18 protein-coding genes are annotated in these 15,613 nt (G+C 71.1%); 12 read left to right on the forward strand and 6 right to left on the reverse strand.

The features are described 5' to 3' along the window. The first annotated feature begins 30 nt into the window (after window positions 1-30). The 4 genes from nadC (at window position 31) to ACPYN5_RS09800 (ending at window position 4,621) form a co-directional block, all read left to right on the forward strand. Entirely contained in the window at window positions 31-888 is an 858-nt protein-coding gene (nadC, locus tag ACPYN5_RS09785; protein ID WP_424448954.1) for a carboxylating nicotinate-nucleotide diphosphorylase, read from the forward strand. Next, window positions 888-2,018, forward strand: a complete 1,131-nt coding sequence (locus tag ACPYN5_RS09790; RefSeq protein WP_424448792.1) for a cysteine desulfurase family protein — start codon at window positions 888-890, stop codon at window positions 2,016-2,018. The genes nadC and ACPYN5_RS09790 overlap by 1 nt, the downstream gene beginning before the upstream one ends. Continuing rightward, the gene (locus tag ACPYN5_RS09795; protein ID WP_424448793.1) at window positions 2,015-2,971 is read left to right on the forward strand and encodes a glycosyltransferase family 2 protein; all 957 of its coding nucleotides are present in this window, start codon (window positions 2,015-2,017) and stop codon (window positions 2,969-2,971) included. Before ACPYN5_RS09790 ends, ACPYN5_RS09795 begins: the two co-directional genes overlap by 4 nt. A 144-nt stretch (window positions 2,972-3,115) precedes the next feature. Next, window positions 3,116-4,621, forward strand: coding sequence for a DHA2 family efflux MFS transporter permease subunit (locus ACPYN5_RS09800; RefSeq protein WP_424448794.1), 1,506 nt, complete (start codon window positions 3,116-3,118; stop codon window positions 4,619-4,621). A 96-nt stretch (window positions 4,622-4,717) separates the two neighbouring features. Here the strand turns inward: ACPYN5_RS09800 and ACPYN5_RS09805 are convergent, their stop codons facing one another. Continuing rightward, entirely contained in the window at window positions 4,718-4,843 is a 126-nt protein-coding gene (locus ACPYN5_RS09805) for a hypothetical protein (RefSeq protein ID WP_424448795.1), read from the reverse strand. Between the two features lie 89 nt (window positions 4,844-4,932). Here ACPYN5_RS09805 and ACPYN5_RS09810 point away from each other — a divergent pair, with 89 nt between their 5' ends. After that, window positions 4,933-5,481: a type 1 glutamine amidotransferase domain-containing protein gene (locus ACPYN5_RS09810; RefSeq protein ID WP_424448796.1), complete on the forward strand. Its 549-nt coding sequence runs from the start codon at window positions 4,933-4,935 to the stop codon at window positions 5,479-5,481. Window positions 5,482-5,552: 71 nt separating this feature from the next. On the opposite strand, the gene ACPYN5_RS09815 is transcribed toward ACPYN5_RS09810, so the two are convergent. Continuing rightward, entirely contained in the window at window positions 5,553-6,464 is a 912-nt protein-coding gene (locus ACPYN5_RS09815; protein ID WP_424448797.1) for an alcohol dehydrogenase catalytic domain-containing protein, read from the reverse strand. A gap of 167 nt (window positions 6,465-6,631) precedes the next feature. Here ACPYN5_RS09815 and ACPYN5_RS09820 point away from each other — a divergent pair, with 167 nt between their 5' ends. Continuing rightward, window positions 6,632-7,030 (forward strand): glucose-6-phosphate dehydrogenase, encoded by a 399-nt coding sequence (locus tag ACPYN5_RS09820; protein WP_424448798.1) that lies wholly within the window; start codon window positions 6,632-6,634, stop codon window positions 7,028-7,030. A 4-nt stretch (window positions 7,031-7,034) separates the two neighbouring features. Beyond that, window positions 7,035-7,394 (forward strand): hypothetical protein, encoded by a 360-nt coding sequence (locus ACPYN5_RS09825; protein ID WP_424448799.1) that lies wholly within the window; start codon window positions 7,035-7,037, stop codon window positions 7,392-7,394. Between the two features lie 22 nt (window positions 7,395-7,416). Here the strand turns inward: ACPYN5_RS09825 and ACPYN5_RS09830 are convergent, their stop codons facing one another. Continuing rightward, a complete protein-coding gene (locus tag ACPYN5_RS09830; RefSeq protein WP_424448800.1) occupies window positions 7,417-7,677 on the reverse strand; it encodes a hypothetical protein in 261 nt (86 codons plus the stop codon). 203 nt (window positions 7,678-7,880) lie between these two features. Between ACPYN5_RS09830 and ACPYN5_RS09835 the strand changes: the two genes are divergently transcribed. Together ACPYN5_RS09835 and ACPYN5_RS09840 are read left to right on the forward strand one after the other, a co-directional pair. Continuing rightward, complete coding sequence (locus ACPYN5_RS09835; protein ID WP_424448801.1) at window positions 7,881-8,243, forward strand: hypothetical protein; 363 nt, start codon at window positions 7,881-7,883, stop codon at window positions 8,241-8,243. A 54-nt stretch (window positions 8,244-8,297) separates the two neighbouring features. Continuing rightward, window positions 8,298-9,338 carry an alcohol dehydrogenase catalytic domain-containing protein gene (locus tag ACPYN5_RS09840; protein WP_424448802.1) on the forward strand — a complete coding sequence of 347 codons (1,041 nt, stop codon included), beginning with the start codon at window positions 8,298-8,300 and terminating at the stop codon, window positions 9,336-9,338. Window positions 9,339-9,431: 93 nt separating this feature from the next. Here the strand turns inward: ACPYN5_RS09840 and ACPYN5_RS09845 are convergent, their stop codons facing one another. Both ACPYN5_RS09845 and ychF read right to left on the reverse strand, forming a co-directional pair. Then, window positions 9,432-9,974, reverse strand: coding sequence for a Dps family protein (locus ACPYN5_RS09845; protein WP_424448803.1), 543 nt, complete (start codon window positions 9,972-9,974; stop codon window positions 9,432-9,434). Between the two features lie 259 nt (window positions 9,975-10,233). Then, window positions 10,234-11,313 (reverse strand): redox-regulated ATPase YchF, encoded by a 1,080-nt coding sequence (ychF, locus tag ACPYN5_RS09850; RefSeq protein WP_424448804.1) that lies wholly within the window; start codon window positions 11,311-11,313, stop codon window positions 10,234-10,236. 108 nt (window positions 11,314-11,421) lie between these two features. Here ychF and ACPYN5_RS09855 point away from each other — a divergent pair, with 108 nt between their 5' ends. After that, complete coding sequence (locus ACPYN5_RS09855; RefSeq protein WP_424448805.1) at window positions 11,422-12,018, forward strand: exonuclease domain-containing protein; 597 nt, start codon at window positions 11,422-11,424, stop codon at window positions 12,016-12,018. Window positions 12,019-12,096: 78 nt separating this feature from the next. Then, window positions 12,097-13,491, forward strand: a complete 1,395-nt coding sequence (locus tag ACPYN5_RS09860; RefSeq protein ID WP_424448806.1) for an HNH endonuclease signature motif containing protein — start codon at window positions 12,097-12,099, stop codon at window positions 13,489-13,491. A gap of 87 nt (window positions 13,492-13,578) precedes the next feature. Here ACPYN5_RS09860 and ACPYN5_RS09865 read toward each other — a convergent pair whose 3' ends face one another. Next, window positions 13,579-14,241, reverse strand: coding sequence for a DUF6226 family protein (locus ACPYN5_RS09865; protein WP_424448807.1), 663 nt, complete (start codon window positions 14,239-14,241; stop codon window positions 13,579-13,581). A gap of 100 nt (window positions 14,242-14,341) precedes the next feature. Between ACPYN5_RS09865 and ACPYN5_RS09870 the strand changes: the two genes are divergently transcribed. Beyond that, window positions 14,342-15,607 (forward strand): DNA recombination protein RmuC, encoded by a 1,266-nt coding sequence (locus ACPYN5_RS09870; RefSeq protein WP_424448808.1) that lies wholly within the window; start codon window positions 14,342-14,344, stop codon window positions 15,605-15,607. Window positions 15,608-15,613 lie beyond the last annotated feature (6 nt).

Below are 15,613 nucleotides of genomic sequence, written 5' to 3' on the forward strand. Positions count from 1 at the left end.
ACAGCCCCCCCTCCCCGAAAAGGTCGCATGATGCTCACTCCCCGCCAGATCGCCGCCGTCGTCGGCCCCGCCCTCGATGAGGACGCGCCCTGGGGCGACCTCACCAGCGCAGCCTTCATCCCCGCGGACGCGCGGGCCACGGCCGCGCTGGTCTCACGCGTGGAGGGGGTGTTCAGCGGCGGGTCGCTGTTCGCCGCCGCCTTCGAACTGACCGACCCGACCTGCCGGATCGATCTCCGGATGCCGGACGGTGCGGCCATCCGTTCCGGCGACGTGCTCGCCACGGTGCACGGTCCGGCTCGGGCCGTGCTCACCGCCGAGCGCGTCGGCCTGAACTTCGCGCAACGGATGTCGGGGATCGCCACGCTCACGCGCCGCTACGTCGACGCCGTCGCGGGCACGTCGGCGCGCATCGCGGACACGCGGAAGACCACGCCGGGCCTGCGGATGCTCGAGCGTCAGGCCGTCCGCGACGGGGGCGGCCGCAATCACCGCTTCTCCCTCTCGGACGCGGTCATGCTGAAGGACAACCACCTGGGCATCCTCACCGCCGACGGGACCGGGCTGACCGATGCGCTCCGGCGAGCGATGGCGCGCCTGCCGCACACGACTCATGTCGAGGTGGAGGTCGACCGCGTCGACCAGATCGAGCCGGTCCTCGCCGCCGGCATCGACACGATCATGCTCGACAACTTCTCCCTCGACGATCTCCGCCGCGGTGTCGGCCTGGTCGCCGGCCGCGCGACCGTCGAGGCGTCCGGCGGTGTGTCGCTGGACTCCGTCCGGGCGATCGCGGAGACCGGAGTCGATGTCATCTCGGCGGGAGCACTCACCCATTCGGCGCCCGCTCTCGACCTCGGCCTCGACCTCGTCGTCGACGCTCACTGATGCTCTATCTCGACCACGCCGCGGGCGGACCGGTGCGCCGCGAGGTGCTCGAGGCGATGGCGCCCTTCCTCACCGGACGCTTCGGAAACCCGTCGAGCGTCCACACGGTCGGCGAAGACATCGCCCGTGCCCTCACCGACGCGCGAGAACGCGCCGCCGCCGTGCTCGGCGTGCGACCGGGCGACATCGTCTTCACCTCCGGCGGCACGGAGGCGAACAATCTCGCGATCGCGGGCATCGCCCTCGGCGCCCGCGGCCGTCGTCCCGGTCATGTCGTGACGACGGCGGTGGAGCACGAATCGGTCCTCGCGGTCTGCCGCTACCTCGAGCGGATGCACGGGTACGACCTCGACATCCTCACCGTCGACGCCGAGGGAAGGATCGATCCGGATGCCGTCGCGCGCGCGGTCCGTGACGACACCGCCGTCGTGAGCGTGGGCTACGCCAACAACGAGATCGGAACCGTCCAGGACATCGACGCGATCGCGCGCGCGGTCGCAGCAGTGCCGCTTCACGTCGATGCCGTCCAGGCGGCGGGCTGGCTGCCCCTGTCGGGTACCGGCGCTGCCGCGATCTCGATCGCGGGGCACAAGATCGGCGCCCCCCAGGGCATCGGTCTGCTCGCCGTGCGCGGACGCCTCCCGCTCGAACCCCTCCTCCACGGCGGCGGCCAGGAGCGGGGGCGCCGCTCGGGCACGCAGAACGTCGCGGGCGCCGTGGGTCTCGCGCTCGCGCTCGACCTGGCCGAACGCGAGCGGGCCGATGCGGCCGCGCGTGCCATCACGGCGCGCCAGGTGTTCTCGACCCGGGTGCTCGCGACCGTTCCGGGGGCGCGCCTTACCGGCGACCCCGACCGCCGGCTGCCCGGCCACGCATCGTTCGTCTTCGCTGCGACCTCCGGCGAGGCCGTGCTGCTGGAGCTCGAGCGGCGCGGGATCGTCACCAGCAGCGGCTCGGCCTGCGCCGCGGGAAGCGACGAGCCCTCGCACGTCCTCACGGCTATCGGACTCGACGCGGATGCCGCGCGGACCGCCGTGCGGTTCAGCTTCGATCGGGCCGCACCGCCGGATGCCGCCGCGCTCGCCGAGGCGGTGTCGGCGGCCGTCGCGGCAGTACGATCGGGGTCGTGAGCTCGCCCGTCGTCACCGTCATCGTCCCCGGCCGCGACGTGGCACCCTATGCCGACGACGCGCTCTCCTCGCTTCGGAATCAGACGCTCGGCGAGTGGACCGCGATCCTCATCGACGATGGCTCGCGCGATGCGACCGGGCGGATCTTCGCCGCGGCGGCCGACTCCGACCCGCGGTTCCGCGTCGTCTCGCACGAGCGCGCCGTCGGTCTCGGGGCCGCCCGAAACGTCGGGCTCGACCGCGTCGAAACCCCGTTCGTCGCGTTCCTCGACGCCGACGACATCCTGACCCCGTCTGCCCTCGAGCGCTGGGTGAGCACGCTCGACGCGTCCGGCTCCGACTTCGTCGCGGGGGCGTACGTGCGGCTGCGGCCGACCGACGAGGGCTACGTCGCCGGGCCCGTCCAGCCGTGGGTGGCGGCGTCCACGCGGCCCGCCCGCACCGCCACGACGCTCGCCGACCATCCCGAGGCCAGCGGCAACATCGTGGCGTGGTCGAAGGCGAGCCGCATCGAGTTCTGGCGTCGTCACCGGCTGCGCTTCCCCGAAGACCGCCTGTACGAAGACCAGGTGGTCGCGCAGCAGATGTACACCCGGGCGCGCGCATTCGACGTCATCCCCGACGTCGTCGTCCACTGGCGCGAGCGCGCCGACGGGTCGTCGATCACTCAGCACCGCGCGCAGCTGCCGGTGCTCTCCGACTACGCCGAGGCGCTGCGGTCAGGGCTGGCGGTGCTGGATGCCGCCGATGCGCGGGCCGCCGCCGAAGCCCGGGTCCGCCTCGTGCTCGACATGGACATCCCCCCGCTCGTGCGGATCGCTGCGACGCATCCCGATCCGGAGTACCGCCGGCAGGTCGGCGCGCTCGTCCGCGAATTCCACGAGCGTGCGATCGCCCACCCCGCCGCCGATCCCGCGACGGCGGAGCTCTGGGCGATCGCGCGCCTGTGGTGAACCGCGGCGCGCTGCCGGGGCGTGGACAGCGGGCGCTCTCTGGCGCGGCGACGCACGGCCGGGAATAATCCCTGTGCGGGGTTGTTCCCCCTGCGGAGTCCGCCCTCGGGTGACGACCGATCTTCCCGACCGAGGAGCTTGCCCATGGCCGTCGCGCCGTCATCCACCACGTCTGCATCCGCAGCGCCGCCCGCCGTTCCCACCGTCGTCTCCGCCGAGGCGAACCGGGTCATCTGGCTCCTGCTCGTGGCAGCCTTCGTGGCGATCCTCAACGAGACGACGATGGGCGTCGCGATCCCGCACCTCATCGACGACTTCGGCATCACCGCGGTGGCGGCGCAGTGGCTGACGACCGCGTTCATGCTCACGATGGCCGTGGTGATCCCGGTCACCGGTTTCCTGCTGCAGCGATTCACGACGCGCGTGGTCTTCACCGCCGCGATGAGCCTCTTCTCGGCGGGCACGCTCATCGCCGTTCTCGCACCCGGCTTCGAGTTCCTGCTCGTCGCCCGCGTCGTGCAGGCATCGGGCACGGCGATCATGATGCCGCTGCTGATGACCACTCTGATGACCGTCGTGCCCCCTCACGCGCGCGGGCGGATGATGGGCCGAGTCAGCATCGTCATGTCGCTCGCCCCCGCCATCGGGCCGACCCTGTCGGGCTTCCTGCTCGACACGCTCAGCTGGCGCTGGATCTTCGGCGTCGTCCTGCCGATCGCGCTCATCGCTCTCGCGATCGGCGTCCGCTGGATCCACAACCTCGGCGAGACGCGGCGTGCGCCGCTCGATGTGCTCTCCGTCGTGCTGTCCGCGTTCGGCTTCGGCGGACTCGTCTTCGGACTCAGCCAGATCGGCGCAGGCGGCCACGGCGGCGGGGATGCCGGAGCCGCGGCCCCGGCCTCGAACCTGCCGCTCATCATCGCGCTCTCCGTCGGCGTGCTCGCCCTCGGCGCGTTCGTCTGGCGCCAGCTCACGCTGCAGCGCTCCGACGTGGCGCTGCTGGACCTGCGCGTGTTCCGGTCGGCGAACTTCTCGCTCGCGGTCGCTCAGCTCGCCGTCATGTCGATGGCGTTCTTCGGTGCGATCACCCTGCTGCCCCTGTACATGCAGAACGTCCTCGGGCTCACGGCGCTCGAGTCCGGCCTGATCGTCCTTCCGGGATCGCTGGCCATGGGCATCGCGGGTCCCTTCATCGGGCGCATCTACGACCGGTGGGGCACGCGGGTGCTGCTGGTTCCGGGCGCCGTCATCGTCACCGGCATCCTGTGGACCTTCACGACCCTCACCGACCACACGTCCGTGTGGCTGCTGCTGTCGCTGCAGACCCTGCTTTCGCTGGGTCTGGCCATGTCGTTCACGCCGCTGTTCACCGCGTCCCTCGGTTCGCTGCAGCCGCGGTTCTACTCCCACGGCAGCGCGATCGTCTCCACCATGCAGCAGGTGGCCGGCGCCGCCGGCATCGCGCTGCTCATCACCGTCATGGCGGCTGCCGAAGCCGGTGCCGTCGATCCGGGAACGACGGCGGCGGGCGCGGCCGGTGCACGGGCGGCGTTCCTCGTGGCGGCGATCATCGCGTCGCCGCTGATCATCGGGGCCTTCCTCATCCGCAAGCCCGCTGACAGCCCGGAAGGGATCCCCGCCGGGCACTGACCGCGCGGCGCGTGCCGAACGGGCCCGCCGAAACGACGAAGCCGCCGGATGCGTCACGCATCGGCGGCTTCGTCGTTCGCCCGTCACGGGCGGAGCTCAGGATGTCGAGCAGCACCCGCCGCCGCAGCACGAGGCTGCGTCGTCGTTCGTGTTCACCAGGAGGTTCTTCTCATCGGGAACCGGCTGCAGTGTCTGAGTCTGGGGCGTGGATGCGGTGGACATATCGCCATCGTAACCCCGTTGGCCACCATGCGTCGCCGAGCCTGTCAAGCGCGTCGCGACCGTGGCCGGCCGTGTCTAGCGTCGAGAGCATGAGCACTCTCGATGGCAAGAAGATCGCATTCCTGGCAACCGACGGCTTCGAGGACAGCGAGCTGACCTCGCCCTGGCAGGCCGTCTCCGACGCCGGCGGCTCCGTCGTCCTGATCGCGCCCGAGGCGGGCGAGATCACGGGGAAGAACGGCCACGCCCAGAAGGTCGACGTGGTCACCACTGACGCCGAGGCGGACGAATACGACGCCCTCGTCCTTCCGGGCGGCGTCGTCAACGCCGACAATCTGCGTCTCGACCCGAACGCGGTGGACTTCACGCGCGCATTCTTCGAGCAGCACAAGCCCGTGGGCGCGATCTGCCACGCGGCATGGATCCTGACCGAGGCCGGCGTGCTGTCGGGGCGCACGCTCACGAGCTTCCCGAGCCTGCGGACCGACCTGGTCAACGCCGGTGCGACCTGGGTCGACGAGGAGGTCGTCGTGGACCAGGGTCTCGTGTCGAGCCGCACGCCCGATGACCTCCCGGCCTTCAACGCGAAGGTCATCGAAGAGATCGAAGAGGGCGAGCACGCGGGCCAGACGGCCTGACGGTCGCCACCCGACCCGCCGCGGCCCCACTCGACCCGCCGCCGCCGCGGCATCCGATCGCCCTCGCGAGCTCAGGCTCCAGGGGCGATCGCCACGCGCAGGTGGCGCCCCGACCGCGCGAGCTCGATCGCGTCCTCGAGCCGGTCGAGGGGCAGCGGCGTCGAGACGAGATCCGCGAACGGGTAGCGCCGGGTGCCGGGAGCGCGCATGAACGCGACGGCTGCCTCGAGATCGACGGGCGTCGGTTCGCTCGGACGGACGACGCGTTCTTCGGCGGTGCCCGGGCGGACGAAGCGCGCGCTGAGCTCGGTCTCGAGGATGTGCTCGGGCGCGAGTTCGGCGCCGAACCGCGCGGCGCGAGCCCGCACCCGCGGGTCCGCCGACGCGATCCGCGCTCGTGCGCCGCGTTCGACGATCAGCGCGGCGAACGCGAGCGGGTCGGCGCCCGTGCCGCCGATCGTCGCAACGAGGTCCTCGGGATCGGCCTCCGCTTCCACGGCACGGAGGGTCGCCGCGGCGCGCGCGACGGCCCCGGGAACGGGGGCGAGGATGCAGGCCGGGAGGTTCTCGCCGACCCGGACGATCGCGGTCCCCGAAACCAGATGGACGTGCGTGGCGAAACCGCCCACGAGCTCGCGGTGCGCGGCGATCCGCTCGTGGGGGCCGGCAGCACTGACCACTCGCTCACCGAGTTCGAGCGGAGTGCCGTCGGTCGCGTCGACGCGCCCGCCGAGGGCTGCGATCCGCCCGACGAACTCCCGCCCGAGCACCGTGGGCACCGGGCATTCCTCATCGCCGTCGGCGATGGCGAGGTCTTCCTCGGCGATCGTCACGAGGTCGACGCGCACCAGGGCTTCGCCGTCGCCCAGCACGACGCCGGGGACGGCGATCGTCTCCTGGCTCCGGCCGGGCCCCATCCAGGCGCGGGCCAGGGCTGCGGGACGCAGCAGCACGTCCAGCGGTGCTCGGGTCGCCATTGCCATTCGCGCCCTCTCGCCGGTGGTGACGCCTCCACTGTGGCAAGAGCCCCGGTGTCCTTGCTCCGGCGGCGCGCGCCGTTTCGCGGATGTTCACCCAGACGTGGGCGAAGCGACTTCCCGGGGCCGCGGGTACGCTGGAATCCGGCGTGCAAGTGCCGGGAAGGACCCCCATGAGAATCGTCGATTCGGCAGACTGGCGTGATCGCCTCACCTATGAGACGCCGTACCGCGTCGCCGACGTCATGCCCGGTGACCCCGCGCGGTGCGCGTCATGTCCCGCCGCTGTCGCCGCGCACGACCGCGACCACCTGTGGGCGGTCAAGCACCGGCATCCCACCAACCACGGCGGCTTCGTGCGCTTCTACTGCGACGACCACGTGCCTGAGCGCAAGCAGCCAGCGGCGACGGTGACGCGCACCGCACCTGCGCGCCGTGCCGCTCCGCGCGCGACTGCTCCCCGCACGCCCAAGGCGCCCGCGCCCTCCGACGTCGTACGCGCCATGTGCCCCGACTGCTTCGTCGAGGTGTCGGCAGCCGGCGAGTGCGGCATCTGCGGCATCCGCATCTGAGCGAGTGAGCGCCGCAACGTCAGCGAACTACCCGACCGCGCTGTGGTGCCGGTCCCGTCGAGGCTCGGCGCTCTGCACCCGCCCGCGCGGTCATTCCGGGCTGCACAATCGGCTGGGCACGTCGCAGATGTGGTCGGAGGTGCAGGCCGATCCGCCGGTGTGCCCAGGCAGCGGTGAGCACGCCGACCCCGCGCCCGTCCTCCCCGACGGCTTCCCCCACGGACGGGGACTCTGCCCCGCCTGCTCTGCCTTCGTTGCGCTGCGCGGCGGCGCCCTCGCTCAGCACGATGCGTTCCGCGGGACGACGGACGCCGCGGAGGCCGCCGGACGCGCCGAATGGTTCAACACGGTCGGCTGGAACTGATCCGTCGAGCCCGCGTGAGGCGTCAGGCGCCCGCTTCGTCGTCGCGCCACGGCAGGTTGAGGTCCTCCGCGGGCACATCCACGTCGCCCACATCGTCGGGGCCACCGGTGCCGGGCCGAGCGCGGACGAGGTCGTCGTCGACGTCCGCGTCGGGGCTCGTCGGCGCCTCGTCCTGCTTCTCGCGTGTCTCGGTGTCGCTGGCGGGGCTGTAGCGCATGTCCTTGCGCACCGCGTCGGGCTCGGAGAGAGGTTGCTGCTCGGCTGCCGGGTCGTGGTCCGTCATGGCGTGTCCTCACTGTCGGTGCGCGTCGGCGACGCCGCGTGCAGCAACGCTAAGCTCACGGCCCGTCGACGTCAGGCGCGTTGACCATCAGGGGCCCGCGTGCAAGGATCCGGGCCCGCCGCGCGTCGTGTCCCACCTATCCCATCCCCGAACCCCCCGCAAGCAGGCTGGGCCCGGCGTGAGGACGCGACACAGTGGAGTGCATGAGACGAATCACGTACGCGGGCGACACGGTGATCACGACGGATGACGTTGCGGAGGCGCTCGTGGAGCTCACCGCAGCGGTCGCGAACTACGGGCGCGCCGAGGCCGTGCGGATTCCGATCGTCCTCGAGGCGAGCGGCCGCACCGACGAGGCCGAACTCGTCATCGGCGTCGGCAACGATGTGCTCTCGGCCCCGGTCGACTGGGAAGCCGACGAGCCCGACTTCTCCGAAGGCGCCGAAGACCTCCGGACGCACGAAAGCTACCCGCGCCGCAGCTCCGAGGGGGCGCACCTGTACGCCGTCACGGACGACACGTCGACGCAATGGGATCCCGACCTCGAGGGCTTCCGCGACGCCTGAGGTTCGTCTGGCCCCACGCACGCGTCGGTATCGGATGCCGTAGCCTGGGCGATCGTGCGAGCGATGGTCATGGACAGCATCCGCGGCGCGCCGGCGGTTCGCGAGGTGGCCGATCCGGTCGCGCCCGCCGACGGTGTCGTCGTCTCGGTGCGCGCCACGGGTCTCTGCCGGAGCGACTGGCACGCGTGGGCGGGCCACGATGACATCACCCTCCCGCATACGCCCGGGCACGAGTTCTCGGGCGTCATCATCGAAACCGGATCGGGCGTGCGCGATTGGCGCGTCGGCGACCGCGTCACGACACCGTTCGTCGTGGCGTGCGGGCAGTGCGAATGGTGCGGGCGAGGCGATGCCCAGGTCTGCCCGAATCAGCAGCAACCCGGAATCACCTACGCCGGCTCGTTCGCCGAGCGGGTCGTCGTACCGGCGGCCGACACGAATCTCATCGGCATCCCCGAGACGGTCTCGTTCGAGGCGGCGGCGGCGCTGGGATGCCGCTTCGCCACGGCCTACCGCGCGCTGATCGCGCGGGCCGCGCTGCGCGGCGGCGAGTGGATCACGATCGTCGGCGCCGGGGGCGTCGGGCTGAGCGCCGTCATGATCGCGCGAGCTCTCGGGGCCCGGGTGGTCGCCGTCGACCGGTCGCCCGAGCCGCTGCTCGTGGCCTCGGAACTGGGCGCCGAGCACACCGTCGAGGCCGACGGCCGCGACATTCCCGCGATCGTGCACCAGCTGACCAATGGCGGCAGCCACGTCTCGGTCGATGCCGTCGGCAGCGAGCAGACGGCATCCGACGCGATCCTGAGTCTTCGCAGACGAGGACGTCACGTGCAGGTCGGGTTGTTGCCCTCGGCATCCGGGCGCACCGCCGCTCCCCTGGCGCGCGTCATCGCGTGGGAGCTCGATCTGCTCGGCAGCCACGGCATGGCCGCGGTGGACTACCCCGGGATGATGGCACTCATCGACGACGGCAGCCTGCGACCTCAGGACCTCGTGCGCCGGGTCGTCGGCCTCGAGGAGGCCGCGCGCCTGCTGCCGGCCATGGACGCGGCGGGCGCTTCCGGCATGACGATGATCGACCCGCGCCTGCCCTGACGGCGAAGAGACCCGTCCTGATGCCCGAAGGCCCCGCCCGGTCGCGGTGCGCGACGGAGCGGGGCCTTCGATGCGTGGCTGAGCCGCGGGGTGTCAGCCCTGGGGCTTGCGGTTCTCGGCGCTGACCATCCAGGCGAGCTGCTCGAGGCGCTCGAGGATGGAGTGCAGGATGTCGGCGGTCGTCGGGTCCTCCTCGTCGACCTCGTCGTGCACGTCGCGGCAGGTGGCGATCGTCGCCTCGAGCCGCTCGGTGATGAGGTCGATGACCTCCGCCGTGTCGATCTCGCCCTGCGGGAACTCCGGCAGCGTCGTCGTCTCGGCGACGGTGTCGCTGCGGCCGTCCGGAAGGGCGTGCAGTGCCCGCATGCGCTCGGCGACCGTGTCGGCGAACTCGCGCGCGGCTTCGATGATCTCATCGAGCTGCAGGTGGGTGTCGCGGAAGTTGCGTCCGACGACGTTCCAGTGAGCCTGCTTGCCCTGCAGCGACAGCTCGATGAGGTCGACGAGCACCTTCTGGGTGTTCTCGCTGAGCTTCTGCGAGGCGCGGAAGCCGCTCTCGGCGTTCTGCTCGTTCGTGAGACCCGCGCCGGAAGCGCGGCGCTTGTTCCGCGTGGACGTGGTGGTGTTCGTGGCCATGGTGTTGCCTCCTCGAGTCGAGATGACGTCCACGCTATGCGGGGCAGCGCCGAGGCGCCCACCGGTTGATGGATCGCGCAGAGGCTGGTAACGGACGTTCAAAGGTCTTCGTCACAGAGCCCGAGCTCGTGCCGACGACGAGCGGCGACGTCTCCCTTCGGCCACCGGGCCACACGACAATGAGCCACAACCAGGGCTGTTTCGGTGGGCGTGCCGGCCCTGGCGGCTCGCGGCAGGCGCGACCGAGCGCCATGGGGTGTCAGACGTTGAAGCGGAACTCCACGACGTCGCCGTCCTGCATGACGTAATCCTTGCCCTCGAGGCGCGCCTTGCCCTTCGAGCGCGCCTCGGCGACCGAGCCCGTCGCGACGAGGTCCTCGAACGAGATGACCTCGGCCTTGATGAAGCCCTTCTCGAAGTCGGTGTGGATCACGCCGGCGGCCTGCGGAGCCTTCCAGCCCTTGCCGATCGTCCAGGCACGCGCTTCCTTGGGCCCTGCGGTGAGGTAGGTCTGAAGGCCCAGCGTGTCGAAGCCGATGCGGGCGAGCTGGTCGAGACCCGACTCGTCCTGACCGGTCGAGGCGAGCAGCTCAGCGGCTTCCTCGGGGTCGAGGTCGATGAGCTCCGACTCGATCTTCGCGTCGAGGAACACCGCCTGCGCGGGTGCGACCAGCGCCGCCAACTCGGCCTTGCGGGCGTCATCGGTCAGTACGGCCTCGTCGACGTTGAAGACGAAGATGAACGGCTTGGCCGTCAGCAGACCGAGCTCCCTGATCGGCGCGAGGTCTACGGTCGATCCCGACCCCGAGAGCAGCTCGCCGCGCTGCAGGGCGTCCTGCGCAGCCTTGGCCGATTCGAGCACGGAGGGGTCGAGCTTCTTGCCGCGAACCTCCTTCTCGTAGCGCGTGATCGCCTTCTCGAGCGTCTGGAGGTCGGCGAGCTGCAGCTCGGCGTTGATCGTCTCCATGTCGTTCTGCGGGTTCACCGCGCCCTCGACGTGAACGACGTCGTCGTCGGCGAATCCGCGGACGACCTGCGCGATGGCGTCGGCCTCGCGGATGTTCGCGAGGAACTGGTTGCCCAGGCCCTCACCCTCCGACGCACCGCGCACGATGCCCGCGATGTCGACGAACGACACCGCGGCGGGCAGGATCCGCTCCGAGTGGAAGATGTCCGCGAGAACCTTCAGGCGCGGGTCGGGGAGGTTCACCACGCCGACGTTCGGCTCGATCGTCGCGAACGGGTAGTTCGCCGCGAGAACCTGATTCTTGGTCAGGGCGTTGAAGAGGGTCGACTTGCCGACGTTGGGCAGTCCTACGATTCCGATGGTGAGAGCCACGGGCATCGAGTCTACGTGGCCCGCCGCCGTCGCCTCCGACCTGCCCGATCGGATGGATCGGCGGCGCGCCTCCGCGGCCGGCTGCGGGTCGCGGGTGACGCTGGGGACGTGGCATTGGACTTCACCGCGATCGACTTCGAGACGGCGAACTCCTCCAGCGCATCCGCCTGCTCGGTCGGACTGGTGCGTGTCCGCGACGGCGAAGTCGTCGCCTCGGACGGATGGCTCATCCGCCCGCCCGCGGGACACGACCGTTTCTTCGACATCAACGTCTCGATCCACGGGATCACCGCGGATGCGGTGGAGAAGGCGCCCGGCTGGGTGGCGCAGCTCCCGCGTCTGCTCGAATTCATCGGCGACGACGTGCTCGTGGCGCACAACGCCGGGTTCGACATGGCCGTGCTCCGCCGGGCCTGCGAGGCGACGGAAGCCGCACTCCCCGCTCTACGCTCGGTCTGCAGTGTCCAACTCGCGCGCAAGACCTACCAGCTCGACTCGTATCGCCTGCCGCTCGTGGCCGCCGCCGTCGGCTTCCTCGACTTCGCGCACCACGACGCTCTGGCCGACGCTCATGCGTGCGCCCACATCGCGATCGACGCGGCACGGCGGGCCGGCGCGCACGACATCGTCGAGCTCGCGATGCTGCTGGGCGTTCGCGTGCCCGAGCACGAGGCGATCGGCGCATCGCTCCTCAGCCCGGCCTGACACAGCTCGGCGGCCCGCGCTTCTCGGTCCTGTGGATGATTCCGGCGCGATGTCGGAGGGCCGTGGCAGCATTCGAACATGCATTCGAATGGCGGGCTCGGCGGCGGGACGGGTAGTGACGGCGACGTCGCCGCCCTCGCCCGGCTCGTCGCGGACGCCGCGGGGATAGCGGATGCCGCCCGCGCGGCGCAGGTGCAGGAGGTTCACCTCCTCGCTGCTGCCGGCCGGCTCGCCGAGTCGCAGTCCGTTGGGGCGTCCGAAAAGGTGAAGGCGCGGGAGATGGCGCTGCGCGGCATCGCAGCCGAGCTCGCGGGCGTGTTCGTCGCAACCGATCGAACGCTGCAGCGGCGCATCGATGAGGCGCGGGATCTGGTCGAGAACTACCCGGTGACGATGGCGGCGTGGGAGGCCGGGCAGATCGTGCGCGGGCACGTGCGGGTGATCCAGGAGATGGGATGCATCATCCCGGCGGAGGATCGGGAAGAGTTCGAGCGGCTCGCGATCGAGAAGTGCGAGGGCGAGACGCCCAACCGGGTGCGGGATGCCCTGCGGATGCTCGCGGAGCGGATGCACCCGCGAACGTTCACCGAGCGACACGAAGAAGCCGCCGACGGACGGTGCGTGCGGTTACAGGCGGGGCCGGACGGGATGTCAGACCTGATCGCGACGCTGCCGACGGTCATCGCCGACGGGATCGTCGACCGGCTGAGCCGGCAGGCACGCGAGATCATCAACGCGCGGGCACACGCCGATGTGGACGGCTCGGCTCGTGCGTCCGACAGCGGCAACGGGACGGGCGGCTCGATCTTCTCTGCCGACGGCGGCGACGGGTCTTCGTTCGTGGATGACTCCCGCACGATCGACCAGGTCCGCGCCGACGTGTTCTCCGACCTCCTGCTTGCGGGTACGCCCGCGTTGGATCCCACCGCGACCGGCGACGGTGCCGGAACGCTGGGCGCGATCCGCGCGCACGTGCAGGTAGCGATGTCCGCGTTGACGCTGATGGGCCAGGACGAGGGTCCTGCCGACCTCGCCGGGCGCTCCCCCATCGACGCCGCCACCGCCCGCGAACTCGCAGGCAACAGCACATCGTGGGACCGGCTCCTCACCCACCCCGTCACGGGCACCGTGCTCGAATGCGACTCCTACCGGCCCACCGCCGCGATGATCCGCCTGCTGCGGGCCCGAGACCGGCACTGCCGATTCCCCGGATGCCGCCAGCCCGCGATCCGGTGCGAGCTCGACCACACCACCGCCGCCTCCGACGGCGGGGCAACGCACGTGTGCAACCTCGCCAACCTCTGCAAGCGCCACCACGACGTCAAACACCACACACGCTGGCGGGTGAGGCAACTCGCGGGCGGCAGGCTCGTGTGGACGTCACCCACCGGACGCATCTACCGCGAAGACGCACCCCCACCCCTCGTCGCCTTCACTACTGGCCCGCCCGGCCCACTGCCTCCGCCGTTCTGACGAGTTCGGCGTTGAGACGGCGCTGGTCGCCGGCTCGGCGCGCCCGGCGCGTGGCACCGTAGGGCGCCGGTGCCCGTGGGTGCGGAACTACGCGCCGCCACCCGGCGACCCCTGCGCGCGTGGCCACGGCGCCCACCCGTCCGGTACGTCGCGCAGCACCTCGGGGGCATTCCTGAGCCGCTCCACCGGGAAGCCCTCCGCGCGCGATTGGCTGGACCGGCGGCCCTCGGGGAATGTGAATGCGTGCTGCACCGGAAGCTCCACGCCGGGTACGACGGCCTCGCGGAAGCTCCCGGCCACGACCGCGAACACCTGCTCCTCCAGTTCGTCTGCGACAGCCTGCCATTCCTCATCGCACGCATCGCACCCGCAATTCGGGTAGTGAGCGTCGTGCAGCAGTCCCGAGTGCACCGAGAGACCCGGATAAGCATCGAACACGAAAGTCACGGACGCGCACCGCGGATCGGCCGGGCGAAGGCGCACCGCACGGAGCACGGCGAAGGAGCTCGGCCTGTTCAGATCAGCGGCGACGTGGACACCGTCCTCGACCTCGACCTCGAAGGTCTCGCGCAGATGCGCGATGAGGGCGTCGGCGACAGTGTGCAACGGCGCGAAGCGCTCCGGATGCGTGTCCACCGAGTAGGTGTCTTCGGGAGGCGATCCCGGCCAGCGGTTGCCGTACTCGATGTCCACCCCGTCGGCATCGCGGAACACCGGTGCGTGGATCTCGGGCCGCTCGTAGCCGTTCATACCCACATCCTTCCGCACGCGACGCTCCCGCCACGGAGAGCGCCGCGCCGCACGCGGCTCACGTCCGGACGATGTCGGAGGCACCCGGCATCCTGGACACATGGACGCCGCTTTCGTCTTCATCCTCATCGTCGTCGCCGCGATCGGCGCCGCGGGCGGCTGGTTCGCCGGCTCCGCCCGTGCCGCTCGGCAGGCCGGCGCCGAGCGCGCGCAGCTCGAGGCGCGCGCGGCGGTGGCGCGGGCCGAACGCGACACGTACGCCGAGCAGCTCGAGCGCCAGCGCGAGATCCAGCGCGAGCAGGGAGCTCAGGCGCGTCTCGATCAGGCGGCGCGCGACGAACGCGAGCGCCGCGAGCAGGCCGTGCTCCGCGCGCTCGCCCCGGTGCAGGAGTCGCTTCAGGCCATGCAGGCGAAGGTCGAGTTCCTCGAACGAGAGCGCAGCGAGCAGTTCGGCTCGGTCGCCGAGCAGCTGCGACTCGGGCGTGAAACCGACGAGGCACTGCGGTCGACGACCGAGTCGCTCGCCGGCGCCCTGCGCTCGAGCGCCGCGCGGGGGGTGTGGGGCGAGACGCAACTCCGCCGCATCGTCGAGTCGGCCGGGCTCACGCGCTACGTGGACTTCGAGCTCCAGTCCGCCATCTCCTCCGACAGCGGCGCCGGCCGCCCCGACCTCGTCGTGCGCCTCCCGGGCGACAAGGCGCTCGCGGTCGACGCGAAGGTTCCGCTCGACGCCTATCTCGAGGCCAGCGCGATTCCCGTCACGGCTCAGGGGGAAGAGGCGCGACGCCGCAAGGCCCTGCTCGCAGCCCACGTGAAAGCCGTCCGCTCCCACATCGACGCGCTCGCCAAGAAGGCGTACTGGCAGGGACTGAGCTCGAGTCCCGAGTTCGTCGTCTGCTTCATTCCGAGCGAGTCGCTCCTCGCGGCCGCGCTCGACGAGGATCCCGCCCTGCTCGACTACGCGTTCAGCCGACGCGTCGCCCTCGCATCCCCCGTCAACCTGTGGGCAGTACTGAAGACGGTCGCCTACACCTGGACGCAGCAGGACGTCTCAGACGAGGCCCGGCGCCTGTTCGACCTCGGTAACGAGCTCTATCAGCGTCTCGGCGGGCTCGCATCCCACGCGAGCGACCTGCGTCGCGCGATCGAACGCACCGTCGAGTCGTACAACAAGTTCGTCGGGACGCTCGAGAGCCGTGTGCTCGTGACGGCTCGCAAGTTCCCCGGCATCGACGAGACCCGGCTCGATGCGACGAGCGCGCCCGCACCGATCGAGACGGCGACGCGGATGACGACGGCGCCCGAGCTGCTCAGCGCAGACGTCGGCGAGCTGCGCGAACGGCTGGGTTCGTCCACCGGAACGTGAGCTCGA

Source organism: Microbacterium arborescens (assembly GCF_049707515.1).
Taxonomy (GTDB): Bacteria; Actinomycetota; Actinomycetes; order Actinomycetales; family Microbacteriaceae; genus Microbacterium; species Microbacterium arborescens_B.